General features: G+C 62.0%; 21 protein-coding genes. 5 read left to right on the forward strand and 16 right to left on the reverse strand.

Translation table 11 applies throughout. The features are described from left to right. Positions 1-328: 328 nt before the first annotated feature. From M1E02_RS15185 to M1E02_RS15210, 6 genes are all read right to left on the reverse strand, one after another. Positions 329-949, reverse strand: a complete 621-nt coding sequence (locus M1E02_RS15185; RefSeq protein ID WP_479375055.1) for an MBL fold metallo-hydrolase — start codon at positions 947-949, stop codon at positions 329-331. Beyond that, a complete protein-coding gene (locus M1E02_RS15190; protein ID WP_479375056.1) occupies positions 949-2,052 on the reverse strand; it encodes an S-(hydroxymethyl)mycothiol dehydrogenase in 1,104 nt (367 codons plus the stop codon). Before M1E02_RS15190 ends, M1E02_RS15185 begins: the two co-directional genes overlap by 1 nt. A 328-nt stretch (positions 2,053-2,380) precedes the next feature. After that, on the reverse strand, positions 2,381-2,905 hold the full coding sequence (locus M1E02_RS15195; RefSeq protein ID WP_479375057.1) for a hypothetical protein: 525 nt from the start codon (positions 2,903-2,905) through the stop codon (positions 2,381-2,383). Positions 2,906-3,051: 146 nt separating this feature from the next. Beyond that, the gene (locus M1E02_RS15200; RefSeq protein WP_479375058.1) at positions 3,052-3,522 is read right to left on the reverse strand and encodes an NUDIX hydrolase; all 471 of its coding nucleotides are present in this window, start codon (positions 3,520-3,522) and stop codon (positions 3,052-3,054) included. A 76-nt stretch (positions 3,523-3,598) separates the two neighbouring features. Further along, on the reverse strand, positions 3,599-4,045 hold the full coding sequence (locus M1E02_RS15205) for an META domain-containing protein (protein WP_479375059.1): 447 nt from the start codon (positions 4,043-4,045) through the stop codon (positions 3,599-3,601). 399 nt (positions 4,046-4,444) lie between these two features. After that, positions 4,445-5,005, reverse strand: a complete 561-nt coding sequence (locus tag M1E02_RS15210; protein ID WP_479375060.1) for a prepilin peptidase — start codon at positions 5,003-5,005, stop codon at positions 4,445-4,447. Positions 5,006-5,065: 60 nt separating this feature from the next. Between M1E02_RS15210 and M1E02_RS15215 the strand changes: the two genes are divergently transcribed. Together M1E02_RS15215 and M1E02_RS15220 are read left to right on the forward strand one after the other, a co-directional pair. Continuing rightward, positions 5,066-5,869 (forward strand): hypothetical protein, encoded by an 804-nt coding sequence (locus M1E02_RS15215; RefSeq protein ID WP_479375061.1) that lies wholly within the window; start codon positions 5,066-5,068, stop codon positions 5,867-5,869. A 36-nt stretch (positions 5,870-5,905) separates the two neighbouring features. Continuing rightward, a complete protein-coding gene (locus M1E02_RS15220; RefSeq protein ID WP_479375062.1) occupies positions 5,906-6,550 on the forward strand; it encodes a GNAT family N-acetyltransferase in 645 nt (214 codons plus the stop codon). Between the two features lie 176 nt (positions 6,551-6,726). Here the strand turns inward: M1E02_RS15220 and M1E02_RS15225 are convergent, their stop codons facing one another. Both M1E02_RS15225 and M1E02_RS15230 read right to left on the reverse strand, forming a co-directional pair. Further along, positions 6,727-8,169 carry a PhoH family protein gene (locus M1E02_RS15225; protein WP_479378178.1) on the reverse strand — a complete coding sequence of 481 codons (1,443 nt, stop codon included), beginning with the start codon at positions 8,167-8,169 and terminating at the stop codon, positions 6,727-6,729. A 239-nt stretch (positions 8,170-8,408) separates the two neighbouring features. Then, a complete protein-coding gene (locus tag M1E02_RS15230) occupies positions 8,409-9,170 on the reverse strand; it encodes an isoprenyl transferase (protein WP_479378179.1) in 762 nt (253 codons plus the stop codon). A 237-nt stretch (positions 9,171-9,407) separates the two neighbouring features. Here M1E02_RS15230 and trhA point away from each other — a divergent pair, with 237 nt between their 5' ends. Beyond that, positions 9,408-10,049: a PAQR family membrane homeostasis protein TrhA gene (gene trhA / locus M1E02_RS15235; RefSeq protein ID WP_479378180.1), complete on the forward strand. Its 642-nt coding sequence runs from the start codon at positions 9,408-9,410 to the stop codon at positions 10,047-10,049. 99 nt (positions 10,050-10,148) lie between these two features. Here trhA and M1E02_RS15240 read toward each other — a convergent pair whose 3' ends face one another. From M1E02_RS15240 to mca, 4 genes are all read right to left on the reverse strand, one after another. Continuing rightward, positions 10,149-10,844, reverse strand: coding sequence for an HAD family hydrolase (locus tag M1E02_RS15240; protein WP_479375063.1), 696 nt, complete (start codon positions 10,842-10,844; stop codon positions 10,149-10,151). Next, positions 10,841-13,051, reverse strand: coding sequence for a thioredoxin domain-containing protein (locus M1E02_RS15245; RefSeq protein ID WP_479375064.1), 2,211 nt, complete (start codon positions 13,049-13,051; stop codon positions 10,841-10,843). The genes M1E02_RS15240 and M1E02_RS15245 overlap by 4 nt, the downstream gene beginning before the upstream one ends. Continuing rightward, positions 13,029-13,313, reverse strand: coding sequence for a hypothetical protein (locus M1E02_RS15250; protein ID WP_479375065.1), 285 nt, complete (start codon positions 13,311-13,313; stop codon positions 13,029-13,031). Before M1E02_RS15250 ends, M1E02_RS15245 begins: the two co-directional genes overlap by 23 nt. 61 nt (positions 13,314-13,374) lie before the next feature. Further along, positions 13,375-14,280 carry a mycothiol conjugate amidase Mca gene (mca, locus tag M1E02_RS15255; protein ID WP_479375066.1) on the reverse strand — a complete coding sequence of 302 codons (906 nt, stop codon included), beginning with the start codon at positions 14,278-14,280 and terminating at the stop codon, positions 13,375-13,377. A gap of 213 nt (positions 14,281-14,493) precedes the next feature. Between mca and M1E02_RS15260 the strand changes: the two genes are divergently transcribed. Next, on the forward strand, positions 14,494-14,952 hold the full coding sequence (locus tag M1E02_RS15260; RefSeq protein WP_479375067.1) for a DUF4307 domain-containing protein: 459 nt from the start codon (positions 14,494-14,496) through the stop codon (positions 14,950-14,952). A 163-nt stretch (positions 14,953-15,115) separates the two neighbouring features. After that, entirely contained in the window at positions 15,116-15,610 is a 495-nt protein-coding gene (greA, locus tag M1E02_RS15265) for a transcription elongation factor GreA (protein ID WP_479375068.1), read from the forward strand. Between the two features lie 104 nt (positions 15,611-15,714). Here greA and M1E02_RS15270 read toward each other — a convergent pair whose 3' ends face one another. The 4 genes from M1E02_RS15270 to M1E02_RS15285 all read right to left on the reverse strand — a co-directional run bounded on the left by M1E02_RS15270 (position 15,715) and on the right by M1E02_RS15285 (position 20,265). Beyond that, positions 15,715-16,353 carry a rhomboid family intramembrane serine protease gene (locus M1E02_RS15270; protein WP_479375069.1) on the reverse strand — a complete coding sequence of 213 codons (639 nt, stop codon included), beginning with the start codon at positions 16,351-16,353 and terminating at the stop codon, positions 15,715-15,717. A 5-nt stretch (positions 16,354-16,358) separates the two neighbouring features. Then, positions 16,359-17,597, reverse strand: coding sequence for a threonine ammonia-lyase (gene ilvA / locus M1E02_RS15275; protein WP_479375070.1), 1,239 nt, complete (start codon positions 17,595-17,597; stop codon positions 16,359-16,361). 3 nt (positions 17,598-17,600) lie between these two features. Then, complete coding sequence (locus M1E02_RS15280) at positions 17,601-19,154, reverse strand: AI-2E family transporter (protein WP_479375071.1); 1,554 nt, start codon at positions 19,152-19,154, stop codon at positions 17,601-17,603. A 136-nt stretch (positions 19,155-19,290) separates the two neighbouring features. Further along, positions 19,291-20,265 (reverse strand): aldose 1-epimerase family protein, encoded by a 975-nt coding sequence (locus M1E02_RS15285; protein ID WP_479378181.1) that lies wholly within the window; start codon positions 20,263-20,265, stop codon positions 19,291-19,293. Positions 20,266-20,325 lie beyond the last annotated feature (60 nt).

Consider the following 20,325-nt stretch of genomic DNA (forward strand, 5'->3'; position numbering starts at 1 on the left):
GGGCTTGCTTGGGCTGTCCCCAGCTTGTTTGTGCTGTCCCGGGCTTGCTTGGGCTGTCCCCAGCTTGTTTGTGCTGTCTCGGGCTTGCTTGGGCTGTCCCCAGCTTGTTTGCGCTGTCCCGGGCTTGCTTGGGCTGTCCCCAGCTTGCTTGTGCTGTCTCGGGCTTGCTTGGGCTGTCCCCAGCTTGTTTGCGCTGTCCCGGGCTTGCTTGGGCTGTCCCCACCTTGTTTGGGCTGTCCCCAGCTTGTTTGTGCTTAGTCCGGGCATGACTAAGGCGCGCCAGCATTCTCGGCGCGCCTTAGTGGGACTTCTGCGTGGAGTTCGCTGGCTACTGTGAAACCTTCGCCAGCGTCTCCCGTTCCGCTCCAATGGTTGTGCTGTCGCCATGGCCGGTGCGCACCACAATCTCGGGGGGAAGTGTCAACAGCCGCTCCCGGATGGACGTGAGGATGGTGGGGTAATCGCTGTAGGACCTGCCAGTGGCGCCAGGTCCGCCGTTGAAGAGGGTGTCTCCAGTGAACACCGTTCCTTCCTCCTCCAAAAGGAAGCAGGTGGAGCCCGGCGAATGACCGGGGGTGTGGATCGCCCGGAGGGTGGCGCCTGCCACCTGTACCAGATCCCCGTCGGCGAGGTCCCGGTCCGGGCTGGTTCCGGGGTAGACCTGCTCCCATAGCATCAGGTCGTCAGGGTGCAGGTGGATGGGCGCGTTCACCGCCTCAGCGACGGCCCTGGCCGCCCCAATGTGGTCGTTGTGGGCATGGGTGAGCAGGATGGCAAGCACCTTCCGGCCGCGGACCTGGCTGATGATAGCGGCGGAATCATGCGGAGAATCGATGATCACGCATTCGTCGTCGTTCCCCACGATCCAGACGTTGTTGTCAACGTCCCATGTGCCGCCGTCGAGCGAAAAACTCCCGGAGGTGACCAGGTTCTCGATGCTAACGCCCATCAGAGCTGCCCCACCGAAGGAAGTTCGACAACGGATCGCAGGACCTTGCCCTCATGCATCTTTTCGAAGGCCTCCTCCACCTGGTCAATGGTGATTCGCTCCGTGACGAACGCGTCCAAGTTCAGGTTGCCCTGCTTGTAGTGCTCCACCAGCATGGGGAAGTCGCGGGACGGCAAGCAGTCCCCGTACCAGGATGACTTCAGGGAGCCGCCCCGGCCAAAAACATCCAGCAGCGGCAGTTCAAGCTTCATGTCCGGCGTCGGGACGCCCACCAGCACAACACGGCCGGCAAGGTCGCGCGCGTAGAACGCCTGCTTGTACGTCTCCGGACGGCCGACGGCGTCAATCACCACATCGGCACCGTTGCCTCCGGTCAAGGACCGGATGGCCTCGACCGGGTCTGTCTTTGAGGAATCAATGCCGTGGGTGGCCCCCAAGGACCTGGCCAGGTCCACCTTGTTGGCGTCAATATCGACGGCGATGATGGTGGTGGCACCTGCCAGCTTTGCCCCGGCGATCGCTGCGATACCCACGCCGCCACAACCGATCACGGCTACTGACTCGCCACGCTTAACCTCGCCAGTGTTGATTGCGGCCCCAATCCCGGCCATCACACCACAGCCAAGCAGCCCGACGGCGGCGGGATCGACGTCGTCGTCAACCTTTGTGCACTGCCCCGCAGCCACCAAGGTCTTCTCGGCGAAGGCGCCTATACCGAGGGCGGGTGAGAGTTCGGTGCCATCCTCAAGAGTCATCTTCTGCGTGGCGTTGAAGGTGTTGAAGCAGTATTGGGGCTGTCCCTTGGCGCATGCCCGGCAGTTGCCGCAGACGGCACGCCAGTTAAGGATGACGCGGTCCCCCGCCGCCACGTCCGTGACCCCGGGACCAACGGCGCTGACCACTCCCGTGGCTTCATGACCCAGCAGGATGGGGAAATCATCGGTGATTCCGCCCTGTTTGTAGTGAAGGTCGGTGTGGCAGACCCCGCAGGTGAGGATGTCCACCAAGGCCTCGCCAGGACCCGGGTCCGGCACCAGGATTGTCTCCACAGAAACGGGAGCGTTCTTTTCCCTTGAGATGACGGCCTTTACTTTGTGCACCATTTACTTCTGTTCCTTTCGTTGACCGGACTAATATGGCCGATCCGACTAACAAATCCTATGAGTCGCGGAGCCAGCATTCGGCTACCCAAATGGACCGCTGGCTGCACCCAAAGGGATGGCTCGTGGGCTGGCTGTGTCACTTGCCTGATCGAGAAGCCGCGAAGTGGACACTGCAAGACTTTCCTACAATTGCGTATTACACAACAAGATGCACGTAGCGCGTACTGGTGAATATGACAGTCGGCACGCAGGGGTGTCAATAGCGGCCCAGATGCCAATAACAATGGCGCTCAAACGTTTACCACCGGGTTCCCTCTCGGCCGGATGATCAGCGGGTTCCGTTTGGTCCTTTCCATGTGGTCACCTTCATCGCTGCTGCAAGGAGCCGTTGGTTCAGAATCATTGCGTATGCGGTACCGAGGAAGAAGGTTGCCATCGAGATGGCAACGGGGACGGCAGCTATTCGCCCGAAGTTGGGGAGGATGACCATTGCTATCCCTCCGATGAATGACAGCGCAGCCATTATGAAGCAGAAGATGATGCCTGGCGGGTTAGAACGGATTGCCTGCTCCACGCGGGCGATGTATCCGGCCGACTTGGGTGGCTTCCTGCTGAACCTGAGTCCAACCGAGATGAGCCAGCCTAGCCCCGAGAGGGCGAGTCCCAGGAGGGTCATCCCTACCCCGGTCTCGATTTCCGCAGTCTGACCAACCACCATGGCAGTGATTGCATATACGGCCCCACAGATGGCCAGCAGCATAGCGAAATACCACCATCCGAACACCGCGGTTCGACGCTGTGCAACAGCTACGGCGAGGGCGACCTCAGGTGGGGTCGCAGGGTCGTATCTCATGGTCCTCCTATAGGACTGAATGGTTTGCTCGCAGTGATCCTGTGCTGCAGCCGCTCGAAAAGTCACTGCCCGCCTCGGCGGCCGCGCTCCAAACGGTTCCACCTCGGCCAGCATCAACCGAAGCCTGCCTGCCCATCTGCGGGGCCCTACGGCTCGAAGTGGACTGCCTCGGCAGGATCCAGCGCGAGGTGGATACTCGCAAGATGGCCGGGCATGAGCTCCGGCAGTTCGTCCAGGCTGAACCAGCCCACGGCCAGTGATTCGTCGTCGTTGACCCGAGGTTCCCCTGAGACGTGGCGGCAGCGGAAAGCCACATCAAGGAATTCGCAGACGTCGCCGTTCGGGAAAGTCACGGGCCCCACAGTGCCAACAGAGACCACGCGTTCAGGTTCGGCAATGATGGCTGTCTCCTCGAAGATCTCCCGGACGATGCCCGGTGCCGGGTGCTCGCCTGGTTCGAGCATGCCCGTAATCAAGGCCCACTGCCTGTTGTCAGACCGTTGGCCCAGCAGTACCCGGCCTTCGTCATCAAAAACAATGCCCCGCACGGCCGGCAGCCAGAGTGGGTCGTTGCCGATCTTCTGACGGATTTTGAGAATGTAGTCCGGAGTCGCCATCAAGCCAGCCTAGCTGAGGACGCTAACAGATTGGGGTTGGCCTGGTAAACGGCAGGGACTGATGCAACCAGCTGGCCTAACCATAGGTATTAGGGCCGGAATCCTTGAGCTCCACGGTCCCATGGCTGTTCCGCAGCACCAGCGACTCCCCGGCCAGCTCCCAGGTCACCGCTTGTTTGAAGAGCTCATGGGTCCAATTTTCATAGCTGCCTTCAGGTCCCGGGCATGCCATCGCCGTCGAAACAATGTCTCCTGGAATCAGTTGGTTTCCTTGGACTGTCACACTCACGCCCATCGAATTACAGGGTGTTCCCACTCCAATGGTCCAGGTGCCGTTCGCGAAGATAGACGACACAACAAGGGGTTGGGCTTTCAGCCACTCAAGCTCGCCGGAGCCATCCCTTCCGCCAACAGAGGTGAACGTACGGCACCCAAGCGGTCCACCATGGCAACTGGGAACCGGATCGGGGGTAGCGGGAGCTGCGGGCACAGTCGCCAGAGGGACGCCGGGTTCTGACGGCATGCCTGATTCCCATGGCTCGGCCGATCCCAGGGGCGCACCCGGTTCCGACCGCGAATCAGGGGGCACCGGGACCTCCGAGGCTGTGAAGACGACGGGGAGAGTGGGCTTTGGAGCAGGCGCCCCGGGAAGATCGCCGCATCCTCCCAAGGCAACTGAGAAGGCTACGGCTATCGGGAGGATCCGTGCCATCCTGCTCAAAGGATTGCCTACCACTTCACATTCTCCCCAAATTAGCCCGTCAACGCGTACTGGTCCCCAGTTTCCTCTCAGGGGCATGCGGCGGAAAGGCTGGCCGGTAACGGAACGGCGGCAATTCAGCAGCGACTTGGCACCCACTCGGCAGCGGCAAATTCCTACATGACACATCATTCGGCTGCGTCCCACAGACCTGACTAATCCTCAGGCTGGAAGAAACAGCATGGCAGTGGCGGTGCCGGCAAGCATAAAGGGGCCAAACGGGATGTCTGATTTAAGGGTTCCCCGGCGGGCCGCCAGCAGTCCCAAACTCCACAAACCGCCGAAGAGGAAGGCGGCAAACGTGCCGGCGAAGATATGCGCCCAGCCAAGATACCCGAGGTAGATCCCCAGCACTCCAGCAAGCTTGACGTCACCAAATCCCATGCCTGGCGGGTACACCATTCGGAGAACGAAATAGAAGAGCCACATGACAGCGGCGCCGGCCAGAACGCGGAGCCCTGGTATCCCCCAGAGGGAAGCTCCGCCGTCGGGGGCTTCCGCGGCCGCGAGCGCCCCGGAAACCGCATAGACCGTCGTGGCTCCGAGCAGGAGTACGCCGGCCACGCCATAAGAGGGAAATACGATCCTGTTCGGCAGCAGGTGGTGTTTCACGTCGATAACTGTGAGCCACGCGGCCATGACCAGAAAGTAGGCGCACGCTGCCAGCACAAGCCAGAAGGCCAACGGTGTGGCTTCCCACAGTTCACCCAGTCGTCGGATCACTCTCCGGATGCTACCGGCTTTTCAGGGCAGGCGGCCGACGCCCACGCGTAAACTGTGGATATGTGGTCGTGGGACACCCAGCACCAGGCACAATCCGCCCAGCCGAATGGCAGCATGGACGCGCCTACGCGGTTCCGGAACTTGTGCCGGTCCTCGCCCTGGAAGTGGCAAACTCTCCGCTTTGAGTACCGGGAACAACCTGCTGGTTCCGCGTCAGCGGACCAGGCCCCTGAGGCCGTTATGGTCCGGGCCTGGCTGCGACGGCCCGGGGCGCTGCGCCTCGAATCAGCCGATGGCACTGTGCTGCACAGCACCACGGGCATCAACGACTCCCGCGACGGCCTCTACGTCAGTTCCACCAGGAAGTCCTGGTTACTGCCGCCCCAGCTTGTCACGCCCGTTTATGACGACGGCGGGCTGGTCCGCCGTCGTCCAGAGGCCGCTTACGGCGAGCCTTGTTTCGGAAACGGCCGCTTTGCGGCGGCCTTGGACCCCGTCGAGCTGGCCGGAAATGCCCCGGTTCCCGCTGAATTCCCCAACCTCAATGCGGTGGAGCTGCATTCCATCACTGACGTAGATCACGAGGGGCGCCCGGCAATGCAGGCCATAGCGGTCCCTAACGCTGCTTATCGGCCCACGGATCCGTCGGCGCCGCTCTGCCGCGAGGGCCGCAACCTGGTGAGGGTCGACGTCGGTACGGGCGTCTGCGTTGCCAGCAGTTGGTTGGACGGTCCTGCCGGCGGTCATTGGCTAAAGATCCTCGCCGTGGACGAGTACATGCTTGACGATTTGTTCCTGGCCGAGTCCATGAACCTGACCGACGTCCGCCGCCACATCAGCTGGGATCTCCCCGGCGGCGCGTAACTCCCGGCACGCCGGCAATGGGACTAGGCTTCCTGAATGACTACTCTGCGCACCATCTGGCCGCCGTTCGGGCTCACTCTTACCACTCCACGGCTTGAACTGCGCCCGATCCGGGACGAGGACATTCCCTCCGCTGTGGAAGCTGCAACCTGTGGCATCCACGATCCGGGCCGCAGCCCGTTCAGCAATCCCTGGACGGAAGTTCCGGCTGATGAACTGGGTGCCAATATGGCCCGGTGGTATTGGCAGTGCCGTGCGGGTACCTCTCCAGAGTCATGGATGCTGCTGTTCGGCGTCTGGCATGAGGGCCAGTTCCTGGGATGCCAGGACGTTGAGGCAAAGGACTTCGCAACGCTGAAGACCGTCGCCACCGGGTCCTGGCTCAGGAGCAGCGCCCAAGGCCAGGGTTTCGGCAAGGAAATGCGAGCAGCCATGATCTTCTATGCCTTCGACTACCTGAAAGCGGACCTTGCCCGGTCCGAGGCACTCGACTGGAACGCGCCGTCGCTCGGTGTCTCCCGGTCGCTCGGCTACGAGTCGAACGGGACAAGCCGCCAAGCCTGGTCCGGCACCCGGCGCATCGTCCACCAGATCCAGGTGACACCGGAAACGTTCAAGCGCCCCGACTGGACCCTGAAAGTAAAAGGCCACGAGCCCCTGGCCCAATTTCTTAAATTTTGACGCGCAGAGCGGGAGTCGAGACACCGAGTTAGCGCGGCTGCGGTTTCCCGCAAGGAGCGCATCGCCGACCAGAGCGGCTCGAAGGTCGCCAGCGACCGGAGCGACGCGTCGGGAGGTGTCTAAGCGACGGCGGGACGCCGGAGCCGCGCGAAGGTGACCTCGCGCGGCTCCTCTGCCTAGACTTCGGCCCCTTCTAGGAGTTCAGTGACAAGCGCTGCGATTGGCGAGCGTTCGGAGCGGGTCAGGGTGATGTGGCCGAAGAGCGGGTGCCCCTTCAGGGTCTCGACGACGGCGGCGATACCGTCATGCCGGCCTACGCGCAGGTTGTCGCGCTGGGCGACGTCGTGCGTCAGGACGATCTTCGAGTTCTGCCCGATCCGGCTCATAACAGTCAGCAGGACGTTCTTTTCGAGTGACTGGGCCTCGTCAACGATCACGAAGGCGTCATGCAGCGAGCGCCCGCGGATGTGGGTCAGCGGCATGACCTCGAGCATGCCCCGGTCCATCACCTCTTCCACCACTTCCTGGCTGACCAGTGCCCCGAGGGTATCGAAAACCGCCTGCGCCCAGGGGTTCATTTTCTCGGATTCGGAACCGGGCAGGTAGCCAAGCTCCTGACCGCCCACCGCGTAGAGCGGCCTGAAAACAATCACCTTTCGGTGCTCCCGCCGCTCCAGTACCGCTTCCAGCCCTGCACACAGCGCGAGCGCGGATTTTCCTGTGCCTGCCCGTCCGCCAATGGACACAATTCCCACGGAGGGGTCCATGAGCATGTCGATGGCTAACCGCTGCTCGGCAGAACGCCCGTGCAGCCCAAATACGTCACGGTCTCCCTTGACCAGCCGGACCTGTTTGTCCGCTCCCACCCTGCCGAGCGCTGAGCCCCTTGAGGAGAGAATCACCAGGTTGGTGTTTACCGGCATTTCTGCGGCGGCGGGGATGAAGACAGGCTCGTGCCCGTACAGCGTGGACACCTCGGCCTCGCTCGCGTCCACCTCGGCAACACCGGTCCAGCCGGAGTCCTTCACAAGCTCGTTGCGGTATTCGTCCGCGTTGAGCCCCATCGCCGAAGCCTTCACGCGCATGGGCAGGTCCTTGGAGACCACCGTCACGTTGCGTCCCTCATTGGCGAGGTTCTTGGCGACGGCGAGAATGCGGCTGTCATTGTCCCCGCTCCGGAACCCCGCGGGAAGCACCTCGCTGGATATGTGGTTCATCTCCACCACGAGCGTCCCGCCGTCGTTCCCCAGGGGAATGGGGCGGTTGAGTCCGCCGTGCTGGACCCGAAGGTCATCAAGGAGCCGCAGCGCCTTCCGGGCAAAGTACCCCAGTTCAGGATCGTGGCGTTTTCCCTCAAGCTCGGTGATCACCACGATGGGCACTATCACTTCATGCTCCGCGAACCGCAAGAGCGCACGGGGGTCGGAGATCAAAACGGAGGTGTCAATGACGAAGGTGGAAACGTCGGCCCTGAGCCCGGTTTGTTTGCTGGAAACAGAAAGACCGGCTGCAGCATCTTTTTTCGCTGCACCGGTCTTTGAATTTGCTCGCTTGGCGCGAGAGGTAGCCTTCTCACCCTGATCGGTAACGACTTCGGGCAATTGTTCAGAAATAGCCACATCGACTCCAGCCCCGGTGCACATGCCCGGAATTGTTATTGGTGAGGCGGCTCGGCCCGGAGGCCGGGCACGGCCCCCCATACATCCGGTGCGAAAATTCGCTCCATGTACTGGCCTCCCCGATCAGCGGGCGGTTTACCTGCTGATGTTCTTAACGTAAATCGCGGGCGGTAAATTTCCAACGCCATTCGCTGGCGATTCCTGCAGTGTCCAGGTGAACGCTCGGTAAATGCCGGAAGTCAGGATCCGAACCGCCGCTGCCTGCCGGTGTAGTCGCGCAGAGCCCGCAGGAAATCAACCTTTCGGAAGGCCGGCCACAGTGCCTCGCAGAAGTAGAACTCGCTGTAGGCGCTTTGCCACATCAGGAAACCGGAGAGGCGCTGCTCTCCGGACGTTCTGATCACGAGGTCGGGATCGGGCTGCCCGCGGGTGTAGAGGAACCGCGAGATGTCATCCACTGAGAGCTCATCAGCCAGTTTGCCGATGTCTTCTCCTTTGTCCACAGCGTCGTGGAGTAATTCGCGCACGGCGTCAACGATTTCACGCCTCCCGCCGTATCCCACGGCTACGTTGACGTGGAGTTTTTCACGGACTGGCGTCCGGGCTGTGAGTTTGTTGAGGCGGTCGGCCAGATACCCCGGCAAAAGCTCGGGAGCGCCCATGGCGTGCACGGAAACGTGTTCGTCTTCGTCCAGCTGGTCCAGGGTATTGGCGATAATTCCCATCAGCATGTCCAGTTCCTCGCCGGAACGGTTCATGTTGTCTGTTGACAGCATGTAGAGGGTCACCACATTGATGCCCAGCTCCTTGCACCAGCCCAGAAATTCGTGGATCTTGTCTGCGCCTGCCTGATGACCCTGGCTGGTTGGCGCATTGAACTGCTTGGCCCACCTGCGGTTGCCGTCAACCATCACGCCGATGTGTTTGGGCATCCGATCCGCATCAAGGGAACGCAGCAGTCTGCGTTCGTAGAAATCGTAGAGAATACCGGGCATTTCCAACCGGAGACTCACCTGACTTCCCTTGATGTATGACGGCAGTGCAAATCCAAGGCTACCTGCCTGACGTAGGTGCGGGGCACCGCTCACAGGCTTCATCACTGGCTGCCGTTCATTACCAGCCAGTAACTTACTGCCGCGTAAGTTATTCTGGGAGGCATGGGAAGCACAGCTGCAGAGGGTGGAATGACGCCAGGAGACGGCCGGGATCCGGGGCCGGCTCAGGATGCCGTAACCCGGATTGCCGAACTGCTGACGATCAAACCGAAGTGGCGCGGCTGGATCCACACCGTAACGGCACCTCTGGCGCTGGCTGCTGGTGTGGTGCTGGTGCTGATCGCCCCCAGTGATGACCTAAAGCTCACCTCCGCCATCTATGCACTGACCGGCGTCCTGCTGTTCGGAGTCAGTGCGGTATACCACCGCGGGAACTGGCCTCCAAGGGCCAAAATGGTTCTCAAACGGGTGGATCACACTAACATCATGCTGGTGATCGCCGGAAGCTATACGCCCTTGGCCTGGGCGCTCCTGGAACGGCCCAAGGCGGTTTTCCTCCTCTGGCTCATTTGGTCCGGTGCCATCCTGGGCGTTCTTTTCCGGTTGCTGTGGACGAATGCTCCGCGGTGGCTTTACGTGCCGATCTACATTGCCCTTGGCTGCGGATCCCTGTTTTATCTGCCGGACTTCTTCACAGCGAGTGTCCCTGCTGCCCTGCTGATCTGTATTGGTGGTGCCTTCTACATCGCCGGCGCCGTGTTCTATGCCCTCAAAAAGCCGAACTTCAGCTATGAGCACTTCGGATTTCATGAACTTTTTCACGCGTTCACGGTGCTCGCCTTTGCCGCTCACTTCGTGGCAATCGCTATCGCTGTACTGAGCTGACACGTACAGAGCTGACACGTACAGAGCTGACACGTACTGAGCCGACAGTCTCTGAGCGGCGGCTTTCCCTACGGCGGCTTTTCCGGGCGCGCCTCAATCTCAACGTCGCAGTCCGCCGGCCACAAGATCAGGCAGAAGCGTCATACGGTCAAACACCGTTGTGGCCCGTCCTGCCAATGCACCGGCCGGAGTTACTCCCCCGGAGAAGGCAAAAACATGCATGCCCGCAGCCCTCGCGGCCTCAACACCATGGACGCTGTCTTCCACCACCGCACACTCTTGGGGCCCGAATCCCAAAGAGTCTGCCGCGTGGAGAAACAGATCAGGTGCCGGCTTGCCCCGCCGCACGTCCTCGGCACTGAAAATCCTGCCTTCGAACCGAGGCAGCAGTCCTGTCTTTCCCAGAGTCCGCCGTATCTTGCTGTGGGTCCCGCTGGAAGCCACACAATGCGGCAGGCCCAACCGGTCGAGGGCGTCTTCAATTCCATCAACAGCATTCAGGTGCAGGTCAAACGCCCGCCGATACCAATCCTGATAGGCATCGTCCCACCCGGCAGGGAGGGTAATTTCCAAGTGTTCTTCAATCTGGGCGACGAAGTCAGCTTCGGATTTTCCAACGAAGCGCCGGACTATCTCGTCGAGCTGGAGATCCCAGCCAAGGTCGGCGAGGACACGCTGGTCCACCCGGATAGCAATGGTCTCGGAATCGACCAGGACCCCGTCGCAATCGAAGATCACCAGCTTGAACGGTGATCTACCTTGCCCCTGCTGAATTGAGGAGCCGTCAAGCCTCATCGGGTCATTCCGGCCAGGCGATCCATCAGTTCGGGAACGGTGCCGACCGGACGCTCGCACACCATGTTCCGGCAGAGATACACCTGCGGTGCTCCGTCTGGCCCGGCCGTACGGGCGTGAAGCAGCGGAACAGCGTCATCGTCGTCGTCGGGATTGCCTCCCAGGGCAATCACCAGACCGGGACTCGGGGACTGCAACAGGGCCCGGTGCAGCTCAGCGCGCTGTGGACCGGGAAGCCCGACGACGGCGGCCTCCACGGGGCCAGCCAGTTCGGCTTGCGCTGTTGCCAGCATCCATCCTGCAGCCCGGGGCGCCCGCGTGGCGAGGGGTTCAACCAGCGACAGGATCCTCCCTGCCTTCTCCCGATGAGGGAGGGAGCCGGTCAACGCGGAATAGCTCAGGAGGGCGCCGGCAAAGGCTGCCGCACCGCTTGGTGTGGCGTTGTCGAAGGGGTCCAGCCCGTGCCGCCTCCCCTGGGCATTGAAGACCTGCTCCGATTCCGCGGTCGTGTCCACGAGCGTACCGTCCACCGTGAAATGAACCTCGGCGGATTTAAGGATGGACTCGGCAAAGCGGAACCAGTGCGCGTTCCCTGTCACGGCATAGAGGGACAAGAGACCGTCTGCGCAGAAAGCATAATCCTCAAGCAGGCCGCCGATCCCCCGCGCCTGGCCCGCGTGCGAGACCCGCAGCAGCCGGCCGATACCCGTCTCTCCCTCGGGCCTCCAGTGCACGCGCTCCAGGTACCTTGCGATCCCTTCGGCGGCCTCAAGATACTCCGGGTGGTCCAGCAGGCTCCCGGCTTCCGCCAACGCCGCGACCGCAAGGCCATTCCAGCCGGCAACCACCTTGTCATCGCGTTCCGGCTGGGGGCGGGCCGAGCGTGCCTCCAGGAGAATCGGCCGGACGCGTTCCCACAACGCGGCCTCCCTGGTATCGAGGGCCCGCCCGGGGTGCAGCGGTGACGCATCTGCCGTGACAGTGCCTTCTCCGCGGACGTTCATCATCCGGGCCACTGCCGCTCCATCATCTGGCCCCAGCAACTGCCGCAGCTCAGCGGGAGTCCAAAGATAACCGGCACCCTCATGATGCTCACCGTCAATGACTGTGTCCGCATCCAGGGACGAGGCCAGTGCCAGATCGCCCCGGCCTGGCAAGCCGGGCAACGACTCGTGCCCGGACTTCATACCCAGTGAGGAAATCATCCACGCCGCCGTACGTTCGGCCACCTTCGCTGCTTCAGCGGCGGGATAAAGGGAGCCGGGCGCATCGGGGGAAAGGCTGTCCAGCCGAAGCCAGTGGACGTATACCCGGAGCAACTGGGCGTTGTCGTAAAGCATCTTCTCAAAGTGTGGAACCGACCAGTCTTGCGTCACAGAGTAACGCGCGAATCCGCCGTCGAGCTGGTCAAAAAGAGCAGAGCGGGACATGGCAGCGAGCGTTCTGCCAGCCATGTCAGCAGCAGCCTGCGCTGTTTCGGAAGGTACCGCCGAATGGCGGATCAGGAATTCCAGCACGGACGACGGCGGGAACTTAGGTGCGCTGCCGAACCCTCCGGCAGGATCCTCAGAGCGGGCCAGAGCGCGGAGGGCATCGGACAGAAGCTCTGCATCTATTGTTGCGGGCGGCCCGGTCAGCTCTACGACTCCTGCGGAAGTGGCTTGGCCGAGTCCCAGGGCAAGCGACTCTGCATTCTGCTCGACGGCGTCACGTCGTTCGGTCCACGCATCCCGAACGGCCTCGAGGACCTGGCGGAAGGAGGGGCGCCCGGGTATGGGACGCGGTGGATAGTACGTGCCGGCGTGGAAGGCACGGCCGTCGGGGGTGAGGAACACCGACATCGGCCAGCCGCCCTCCCCGCTGATGGCCTGAGTGGCAGCCATATAGACAGCGTCCACGTCCGGACGCTCCTCGCGGTCCACTTTGACCGGAACAAAGTGGGCGTTCAGGAAGGCCGCGGTTTCCTCGTCCGCAAAGGACTCCTGGGCCATCACATGGCACCAGTGGCAGGCGGCATACCCGATGGAGAGGAAAACAGGGACGTCCCGCCGGGCGGCGGCAGCGAAAGCCTCGTCGCCAAAGGGACGCCAATGCACAGGATTCTCCGCATGCTGGCGAAGGTAGGCAGAGAGTTCCCCGCCCAGTGCGTTCCCCGCACCGGAATCGAACTCCGCCCGTGGACGGTCAGCGCCCGGCTGGTCCTGCATTCCCGTTCGCGTCACTCTCATCGGAGGCCGCTGCAGCAGCAGCCAGGCGCTGCTCTTCCACCTGGGCGCGGTACCTGACCCGGCGGATACGGCGGACCATGTCCACAATCAGCAGCGTGGTGGCCACCACGAAAAAGGCGGTCATGATGAAGCCCCAGAGACCGGGGGTCACCTGGTCTTCTGAAAGCCCGGCGCGCAACGACGGCGAAGGAGAGGGCGGCGTTGTGGTTGCCAGGACAAGGAGCAAGTGGTGCACTGTCATTTACCTTCTGTATAACTGGGCCGGCATATCTTCTACGCGGAATAGAAATGTCCAGCTGAGACTATCTTAGCCCCGCAAAAAGATCCTTCTCGGGAAGATCTGTCTGCACTCTGGACTTGACCAGGGTGTAGTCCTCCCACGGCCAGGCGCGGCGTTGCATTTCGGGTGAAACGGCGAAGAAAAATCCCAGCGGATCCACTTGGGTGCGGTGTGCCCTCAGAGCATCGTCGCGCGCCTCGAAGTAATCCCCGCAGTCAATCTGCGTTGTGGTTTGGTGCGTCGGCATCGGCGGCGTGTGGCCCTCGGCGTCAGTCTCCAGCCAGGCGGCGAGCCTTTCGGCGTACGGCGACTGCAGTCCGGCTTCTTCCAACGCAAAGTGCAGGGCACGGAAGCGTTCAGGGCTGAAGGCGCGGTCATAGTAGAGCTTGCCCGGCATCCAGGGTTCGCCAATGCCGACATACTTGTCGGGATCCCCTGCAGCTTCAAAAGCTTCCACAGCCACGCGGTGGGCCATGATGTGGTCAGGATGCGGATAACCCCCGTTTTCGTCGTAGCTGAGGATGACATGGGGCCTGAAGTCACGGACCAGCCTTACAAGGGGTGCAGCTGCCCGCTCAAGGGGTTGAAGAGCGAACGAACCCGGCGGAAGAGGCGGAAGCGGGTCGCCTTCGGGGAGGCCGGAGTCAACGAAACCCAGCCATCGCTGGCGGACGCCGAGCACTTTGGCTGCTTGTGCCATCTCCAGGTGGCGGGCACCGGCCATATCCCGTTTGGGGTGTGGCGCCGTCTCCATTGCAGGGTTCTGGATGTCACCGCGTGAGCCATCGGTGCAGGTCGCCACCATTACGTCAACGCCCGAGGCCGCATACATTGCCATTGTGGCGGCCCCTTTACTCGATTCGTCGTCCGGGTGCGCATGGACGGCCAACAGGCGTAGGGACGCTGGCGGATTGGTGGGCGCAGTCATCTTGGACGGCTCCTCTTTCTGTTGTTCCTGCATTGGGTTTCACTGCATGGACGTTCACACTGCCGGCCTTCGCTGAGCACTTGTTTCACTCAGTATTCGTTTCAGTGAGCACGCCTGTTGGCGGCGCAGCGGAAAACCCGGCGATAGCTGCACTGTGGCCAGCCATTTAAACCCCCGGAAAATTCCCCTTCACTTCCACACTAAACTGGACGGGTGACTTCCGAGGATCAGCCGGCCTCTGCCCGCCCGTCAAACACCAGCCTAGCCAATCGGTACGGCGGCCAAAAGCGCGCTTGGACCGTCAAGACCAAGCGGGTTGCTGTGCTGTCAGCACTCATCGTGGGCATCGCGTTGATGGCTTGGATTTCCACCTCGTTTTCCACCAACAACGTCACCTTCAAGGACGTCGGTTACAGCACGCCTGACGCCACTCAGGCGGTTATTGACTTCCAGGTAACAAAGGGCCCTGACGTCGCTGTGAAGTGTGCCGTCAAAGCGTTGGATTCCAAGTTCGCGGTGGTGGGATGGAAAGTTGTAGACATCGGTCCGAACAGCGTGGACACAGGCTCTGACGGCGGCAGGACAACCATCCACAGCGTGATCCTGCGGACGGAGTCCCAGGCCGTCTCCGGCGTAGTGGACAACTGCTGGATTCCCGGCGCGGGGAAGTAAATCCGATCCACGAAATGTGAGCCACACCGCAGTCTTCTTGGGTTTGTCCACAGGATTGCCTACAATGGATCAATACCTTAGCCCTGCTGAGCTGGTTACTGCGTCCTGAAAGTGGCCTGTCCGGTGGGGCATTTGTTTGTCAGATCCACAAGAGGAGAAGTCCGTGTCTACCACCAACAGTGCGCCTGCAGCTTGGCTTACCCAAGAAGCTTTTGACCGCCTGAAGGCAGAGCTGGACCACCTTTCCGGCCCCGGCCGTGCGGAGATCGTCCAGAAAATTGAAGCTGCCCGCCAGGAGGGTGACCTTAAGGAAAACGGCGGTTACCACGCTGCAAAAGAGGAGCAGGGAAAGATTGAGGCCCGCATCCGTCAGCTGACTGCGCTGCTCCGCGACGCCCACGTGGGCGAGGCTCCTGCCGACGATGGAATTGTCGAGCCTGGCATGCTGGTCGTTGCGAAGATCGCGGGCGATGAAGAGACTTTCCTGCTCGGTTCACGGGAGATTGCCGGGGACTCTGACCTGGATGTGTTCAGCGAGAAATCTCCCCTTGGCGCTGCAATCGTTGGCCACAAGGAGGGCGATAACCTCAGCTATGTCGCTCCCAACGGCAAGGAAATCACGGTGGAAATCATCTCTGCCAAACCTTACGTAGGCTAGCCTTCCGGCTCGGCCTGGCAGTGCCTGCACCACGCCAGCGCTAGAAGTCCGTCAGCCAAAACGATGCCGGCCCTCCCGTAAACGGGAGGGCCGGCGTCGTGCATTTAAGCGTCGCTGCTGGAGTGATTGATCCTTGTCCTCAAGACGCCGGCGGCCGCAAAGCCACCCAGCGCACCGCCCAGGTGAGCCTGCCAGGAAACGAAATGGGCAACCGTGGGAAGGATGCCGAACAGTATGCTGCCGTAAACCATAAACAGCACGGCAGAAAGCAGGATCTGCCACCAGCTGCGGTTAAAGAACCCCCGAACCAGCAGGAAAGCAAAAAATCCGAAGACCAGACCCGACGCACCCACTGTTATTCCGCCGTCGCCGATCAGCCAGACCACCAGGCCCGATCCCAGCCAGCTCAAGGCAGTGGTGGTGAGGAACACGCGCAACCCTGACATCAGCACCAGGAAACCGAAGATGATCAGCGGGAAGGAATTGGAGATCAGGTGCCCGAAGTTGGCGTGCAGCAGCGGGAATGTGAAAATGTCCAGCAGGCCGTCCGGGCTCCTCGGGCGCAGGCCGAACGTCAGGTTCAGCGAGTGGAACATCAACAGGTTGACCACTTCGATGATGAACAACAGGATGACGAAGGACCCGACCACCAGCAGACCGCTCTTGGCCCGTGCCGCCGGCGTGTCAAAACCTGGCCTAGGCCCCTTGCCGCGTGGCCCTTTTCCGCCTGCCTCCAGCATCATTGACCCTAGTGCACCACGATCGGCTGGAATCCCTCTGCGCGCAAGGCGCCGAGAACCTGTTCGCAGTGCTCGTGGCCCTTCGTCTCCAGGTTCACGGTGATGGAGACGTCGCCCATGCTGATGGAGCCTCCCACCCTGGTGTGGTCCAGACCGGTCACGTTGGCATCGTTCTCAGCGATGATACGTGCAATGGTTGCAAGGGAACCGGGGCGGTCGTCAAGCATCATCCGTACTGTCATGTACCGCCCTGCTGCTGACAGGCCGCGCTGGATCACCTTGAGCATCAGCATGGGGTCGATGTTGCCGCCGGACAGGATCACTGCGGTGTTACCGGGGTTCTCGATCTTGCCATCCATGAGCGCCGCGACCCCCACAGCTCCTGCAGGCTCCACCACCATCTTTGCGCGCTCCAGGAGGAAGATCAGAGCACGCGCCAGGGAATCCTCGCTGACGGTGACCACGTCATCAACGAGTTCCCGGATGATGCTGAACGGCAACTGCCCGGGACGGCCCACAGCAATGCCATCTGCCATGGTGGACACCCTCTTGAGCGGAACGAGCGCGTCGGCTGCAAGGGAAGGCGGATAGGCGGCGGCGTTTTCAGCCTGCACACCGATGATGCGGATATCGCGTCCCAGTTCCCTGGCCCGGGCCTTGACTGCAACTGCCACCCCTGCCAGAAGCCCACCGCCTCCAACGCCCATCAGGATGGTGTCGACGTTGGGGATCTGTTCAAGGATCTCCAGTCCAACAGTTCCCTGGCCGGCAACGACGTCGACGTTGTCGAACGGGTGGACGAACACGGCGCCGGTTTCGTTGGCGTAGCGCTGGGCTTCGGCAAGGGCTTCATCCACGTTGTGACCGTGCAGGATGACCTCCGCACCGTGGCTCCGGGTGGCCGCAAGCTTGGGCAGCGCGACTCCCAGCGGCATGTAGATGCGTGCCTTGATGCCCAGGCTCTTGGCGCCTACCGCGACACCCTGTGCGTGGTTGCCGGCTGATGCGGCCACCACGCCTCTCTTCTTTTCCTCGGCTGACAGGCGGGCCATGCGCACATACGCGCCGCGAACCTTGAAGGAACCGGCCCGCTGCAGGTTTTCACACTTGAAAAAGACGTCTCCGCCCACCATCGTGCCCAAGGCCCGGGATGACTCCACCGGCGTCCGTGTAATGATCCCTTCAAGCAGCTTTTGCGCCTCCAGGACATCGTCCAGCGTGACGGGCAGGCTCTTGAGGGTTTTCACGAACTATTCTCCTTTAGGGTTTTCGGCTCCGGTATCCGGTCCGGCGTGGCCGGGGATACCTGAATGCTGCACGGCGCCTTTGCCGTTTCGGGGCTTGGCACCCGGAAGGTGAGCTTCCTTGAAGGTGTTGTCCCTGCCGGCTTCTGCGGTATCCCCGGTTGCCCGGGCGTCCGCGACTGCCGGCACTCCTTCATATTCCCACGTCCTGCCGGCAATATAGCGAATTGCCGAGTTTGCTACGGCCAGGATGGGTACCGAGAACAGCGCGCCAGGGATACCGGCAAGGTAGGAACCCGCGGCAACTGAGAGAATCACGGCCACCGGGTGGAGCGCTACCGCCCTGCCCATGACCAGCGGCTGGAGGATATGGCTTTCGAGCTGCTGGACCACGAGCACGATGCCCAGCATGATCAGTGCGTTGACTACGCCGTTAGCCACCAGCGCCAGCAACACTGCAACAGCGCCCGTGACCAGGGCGCCGACGATGGGGATAAAGGAACCGATGAAGACCAGGACACTCAACGGCAGGGCCAGCGGCACTCCGATGATGGCCGCACCCACGCCGATGCCCACTGCATCGACGAAGGCGACGAACATCTGGATTCGAACATAGCTGACCATGGATGCCCAGCCCTTGCGTCCGGCTCCGCTGGTTGCTGCCCGCGCCTTCCGTGGCAGCAGCCTGACAAGAAACGCCCAGATCCGTTCGCCTTCCAGGAGGAAGAAGATGGTCACGAAGAGGGCGATAAGGAGTCCGGCGGCGAAGTGGCCCGCGGTATTCCCAAAGGACAGAGCGCCGCTCAGAATGCTGCTGGAGTTGTTTTGCAGCGCATCAGTGGCCTCTTTGAGGTACTGGTCAATCTGGGCGGCCGAGAGATGAAGGGGCCCCTCCGCAAGCCACGTCTGCACCTTCTGGACACCGGCAAGCGCTTCGGTCCACAGCTCGCTGAATCCCGTCACCAGCTGCCTGCCAACCAGCGCCAGGGCACCGGCGATGACCCCGATGAACCCAAGCAAGGTGATGGCAACGGCCAGCCCGTTGGGCACGCCTTGCTGTTTCAGCCATCGGGTTACCGGGCTAAGAAGGCCTGCGAGAAGGGCAGCAACCATGACCGGGATTATGAGGAAACTGATCCGGCTGAGAAGCCAGATCAGGCCGGCGCTGACCAGCAGGATCAGGCCGATACGCCAGGCCCAGGATGCTGCAATGCGGATCCCGTACGGAATGTCCTGATCGAGTTCGCGGTCCGTTCGCGGCCTGGCGCCAGCGGCGGAACCGGCCCCGGGAAGGGGCTCAGGAACAGCGTTCGTTACAGTTTCGGGCGGGGCCTCCGGGACCGTTTCCGTGTCAGGAACGACGGCGGCGTTCGGCGGGAGGCTGCCCCCCGGCCCTGCCTCGCGCACAGTCTCAGGAACGACGGCGGCATTCGGGTTTGCGGCATTGCCACCTGGCGCTGCTGCCGGGGATCCTTCCGTGGCTGGGTATCCTCCCGCGACCGGGGTAGCGGGGCTGGGGCTGGGGCTGCTGGAGGGTACGGCGTCCTTGGCTGGCGTCATAGCCTAATGATTCACCAGCGAGGCGCTGATGGGAAACCGGACGCGGTTACCGCTGCCGGCTGTCAGGCGTCTCCGCTGAGCCCGTTGGAAAGCCCGTGCCCACCCGAAGTCCTGTGCTCACAGGCTTGGCATATCCTCACAGGCGAGGCATATCCTCATCGGCGAGGCTGGCGTCAATCCCCCACGTCATACTGAATGCCTCCCCGGGAGCAAGCCAACGGAGACCGTCGCCGCTGTTAAAGGCATTGGCCGGACCGGTCATAGGTTCAATTGCCACTGCTTTTGCCCTGCCCGGGAACGTATCGGTCACGAACACGTGCACGTAGCGGCAGGATTCGTCCTGCCAGAGGCTGACACTGCTGCCGTCGCCGGCCGTTAGCGTTTGGCGGGCAACGCCGTCGTCGAACTCGAGGTCTGTGAAGGCGACATCGAGGTCCAGCTCAGACACCCGGCGTCCGCCATGGAGATCGTTGTCTCCGTCTACTGCCGCAGAGCTGCGGGGAATCAGTTGTGAGTCCGCCACCAGCCGGGTGGACGCCTTGACCGTAAGAAGCAGTTCTTCCGCAGATACATCGCCCAACCGCAGGTATGGGTGGGCGCCGAGCACGAACGGAGCAGGCTCCTGCGAGTCATTGACGAGTGTCTGCCGCACGTGCAGGCCCAGATCCTCCGTGAGGGAGTACTGCACCTGATGCCTTACCAGGAACGGATATCCGTGCTGCGGAAAAACTACGCCCTCCAGAGTGACCGAGGAATCGGATTCCGTCAGGAGCTGGTAGGCGGTGTTGCGCAGGAGGCCATGGCTGGCGTTGTTGCGCGAAACTTCGGTGATGTCCAGCTGCTGTTTTTTCCCGTTCAGCTGCCACACACCGTTTTCGATCCTGTTTGCCCAAGGTGCCAGGGTTATGCCGGTTGCGCCAGGCGGAATCTGGGCGTCGCCGTAGCTTTCCGTAAGCTGGGTTCCCCCACGGCTGAACAGCCGCAATCCTGCGGCGAGTTCCGTTACTACGGCCAGGGCGTCGCCGAGACGGAGTTCATATTGGCGTCCGGTGGCACAATGCCTCGTCCCACTGTTTGCAACGTCAGTGTTCCGGTCCATGCTGGGATTCATGGCACCACCGTACAGGTCAATCTCCTGCCCGGCACAGTGGAAGACGGCTGGCTGGGCATT

This window comes from Arthrobacter sp. Z5-13 (genome assembly GCF_056499105.1).

What these genes read in the sequence shown, in the direction of transcription:
- M1E02_RS15240 (WP_479375063.1), bottom strand. Translation starts at nt 10,844, where the DNA reads ATGAGGCTTGACGGCTCCTCAATTCAGCAGGGGCAAGGTAGATCACCG.
- M1E02_RS15195 (WP_479375057.1), bottom strand. Translation starts at nt 2,905, where the DNA reads ATGAGATACGACCCTGCGACCCCACCTGAGGTCGCCCTCGCCGTAGCT.
- M1E02_RS15285 (WP_479378181.1), bottom strand. Translation starts at nt 20,265, where the DNA reads ATGAATCCCAGCATGGACCGGAACACTGACGTTGCAAACAGTGGGACG.
- M1E02_RS15280 (WP_479375071.1), bottom strand. Translation starts at nt 19,154, where the DNA reads ATGACGCCAGCCAAGGACGCCGTACCCTCCAGCAGCCCCAGCCCCAGC.
- M1E02_RS15190 (WP_479375056.1), bottom strand. Translation starts at nt 2,052, where the DNA reads ATGGTGCACAAAGTAAAGGCCGTCATCTCAAGGGAAAAGAACGCTCCC.
- M1E02_RS15200 (WP_479375058.1), bottom strand. Translation starts at nt 3,522, where the DNA reads ATGGCGACTCCGGACTACATTCTCAAAATCCGTCAGAAGATCGGCAAC.
- M1E02_RS15245 (WP_479375064.1), bottom strand. Translation starts at nt 13,051, where the DNA reads ATGCAGGACCAGCCGGGCGCTGACCGTCCACGGGCGGAGTTCGATTCC.
- M1E02_RS15270 (WP_479375069.1), bottom strand. Translation starts at nt 16,353, where the DNA reads ATGATGCTGGAGGCAGGCGGAAAAGGGCCACGCGGCAAGGGGCCTAGG.
- M1E02_RS15215 (WP_479375061.1), top strand. Translation starts at nt 5,066, where the DNA reads ATGTGGTCGTGGGACACCCAGCACCAGGCACAATCCGCCCAGCCGAAT.
- M1E02_RS15250 (WP_479375065.1), bottom strand. Translation starts at nt 13,313, where the DNA reads ATGACAGTGCACCACTTGCTCCTTGTCCTGGCAACCACAACGCCGCCC.
- M1E02_RS15205 (WP_479375059.1), bottom strand. Translation starts at nt 4,045, where the DNA reads ATGCCGTCAGAACCCGGCGTCCCTCTGGCGACTGTGCCCGCAGCTCCC.
- M1E02_RS15185 (WP_479375055.1), bottom strand. Translation starts at nt 949, where the DNA reads ATGGGCGTTAGCATCGAGAACCTGGTCACCTCCGGGAGTTTTTCGCTC.
- mca (WP_479375066.1), bottom strand. Translation starts at nt 14,280, where the DNA reads ATGACTGCGCCCACCAATCCGCCAGCGTCCCTACGCCTGTTGGCCGTC.
- M1E02_RS15220 (WP_479375062.1), top strand. Translation starts at nt 5,906, where the DNA reads ATGACTACTCTGCGCACCATCTGGCCGCCGTTCGGGCTCACTCTTACC.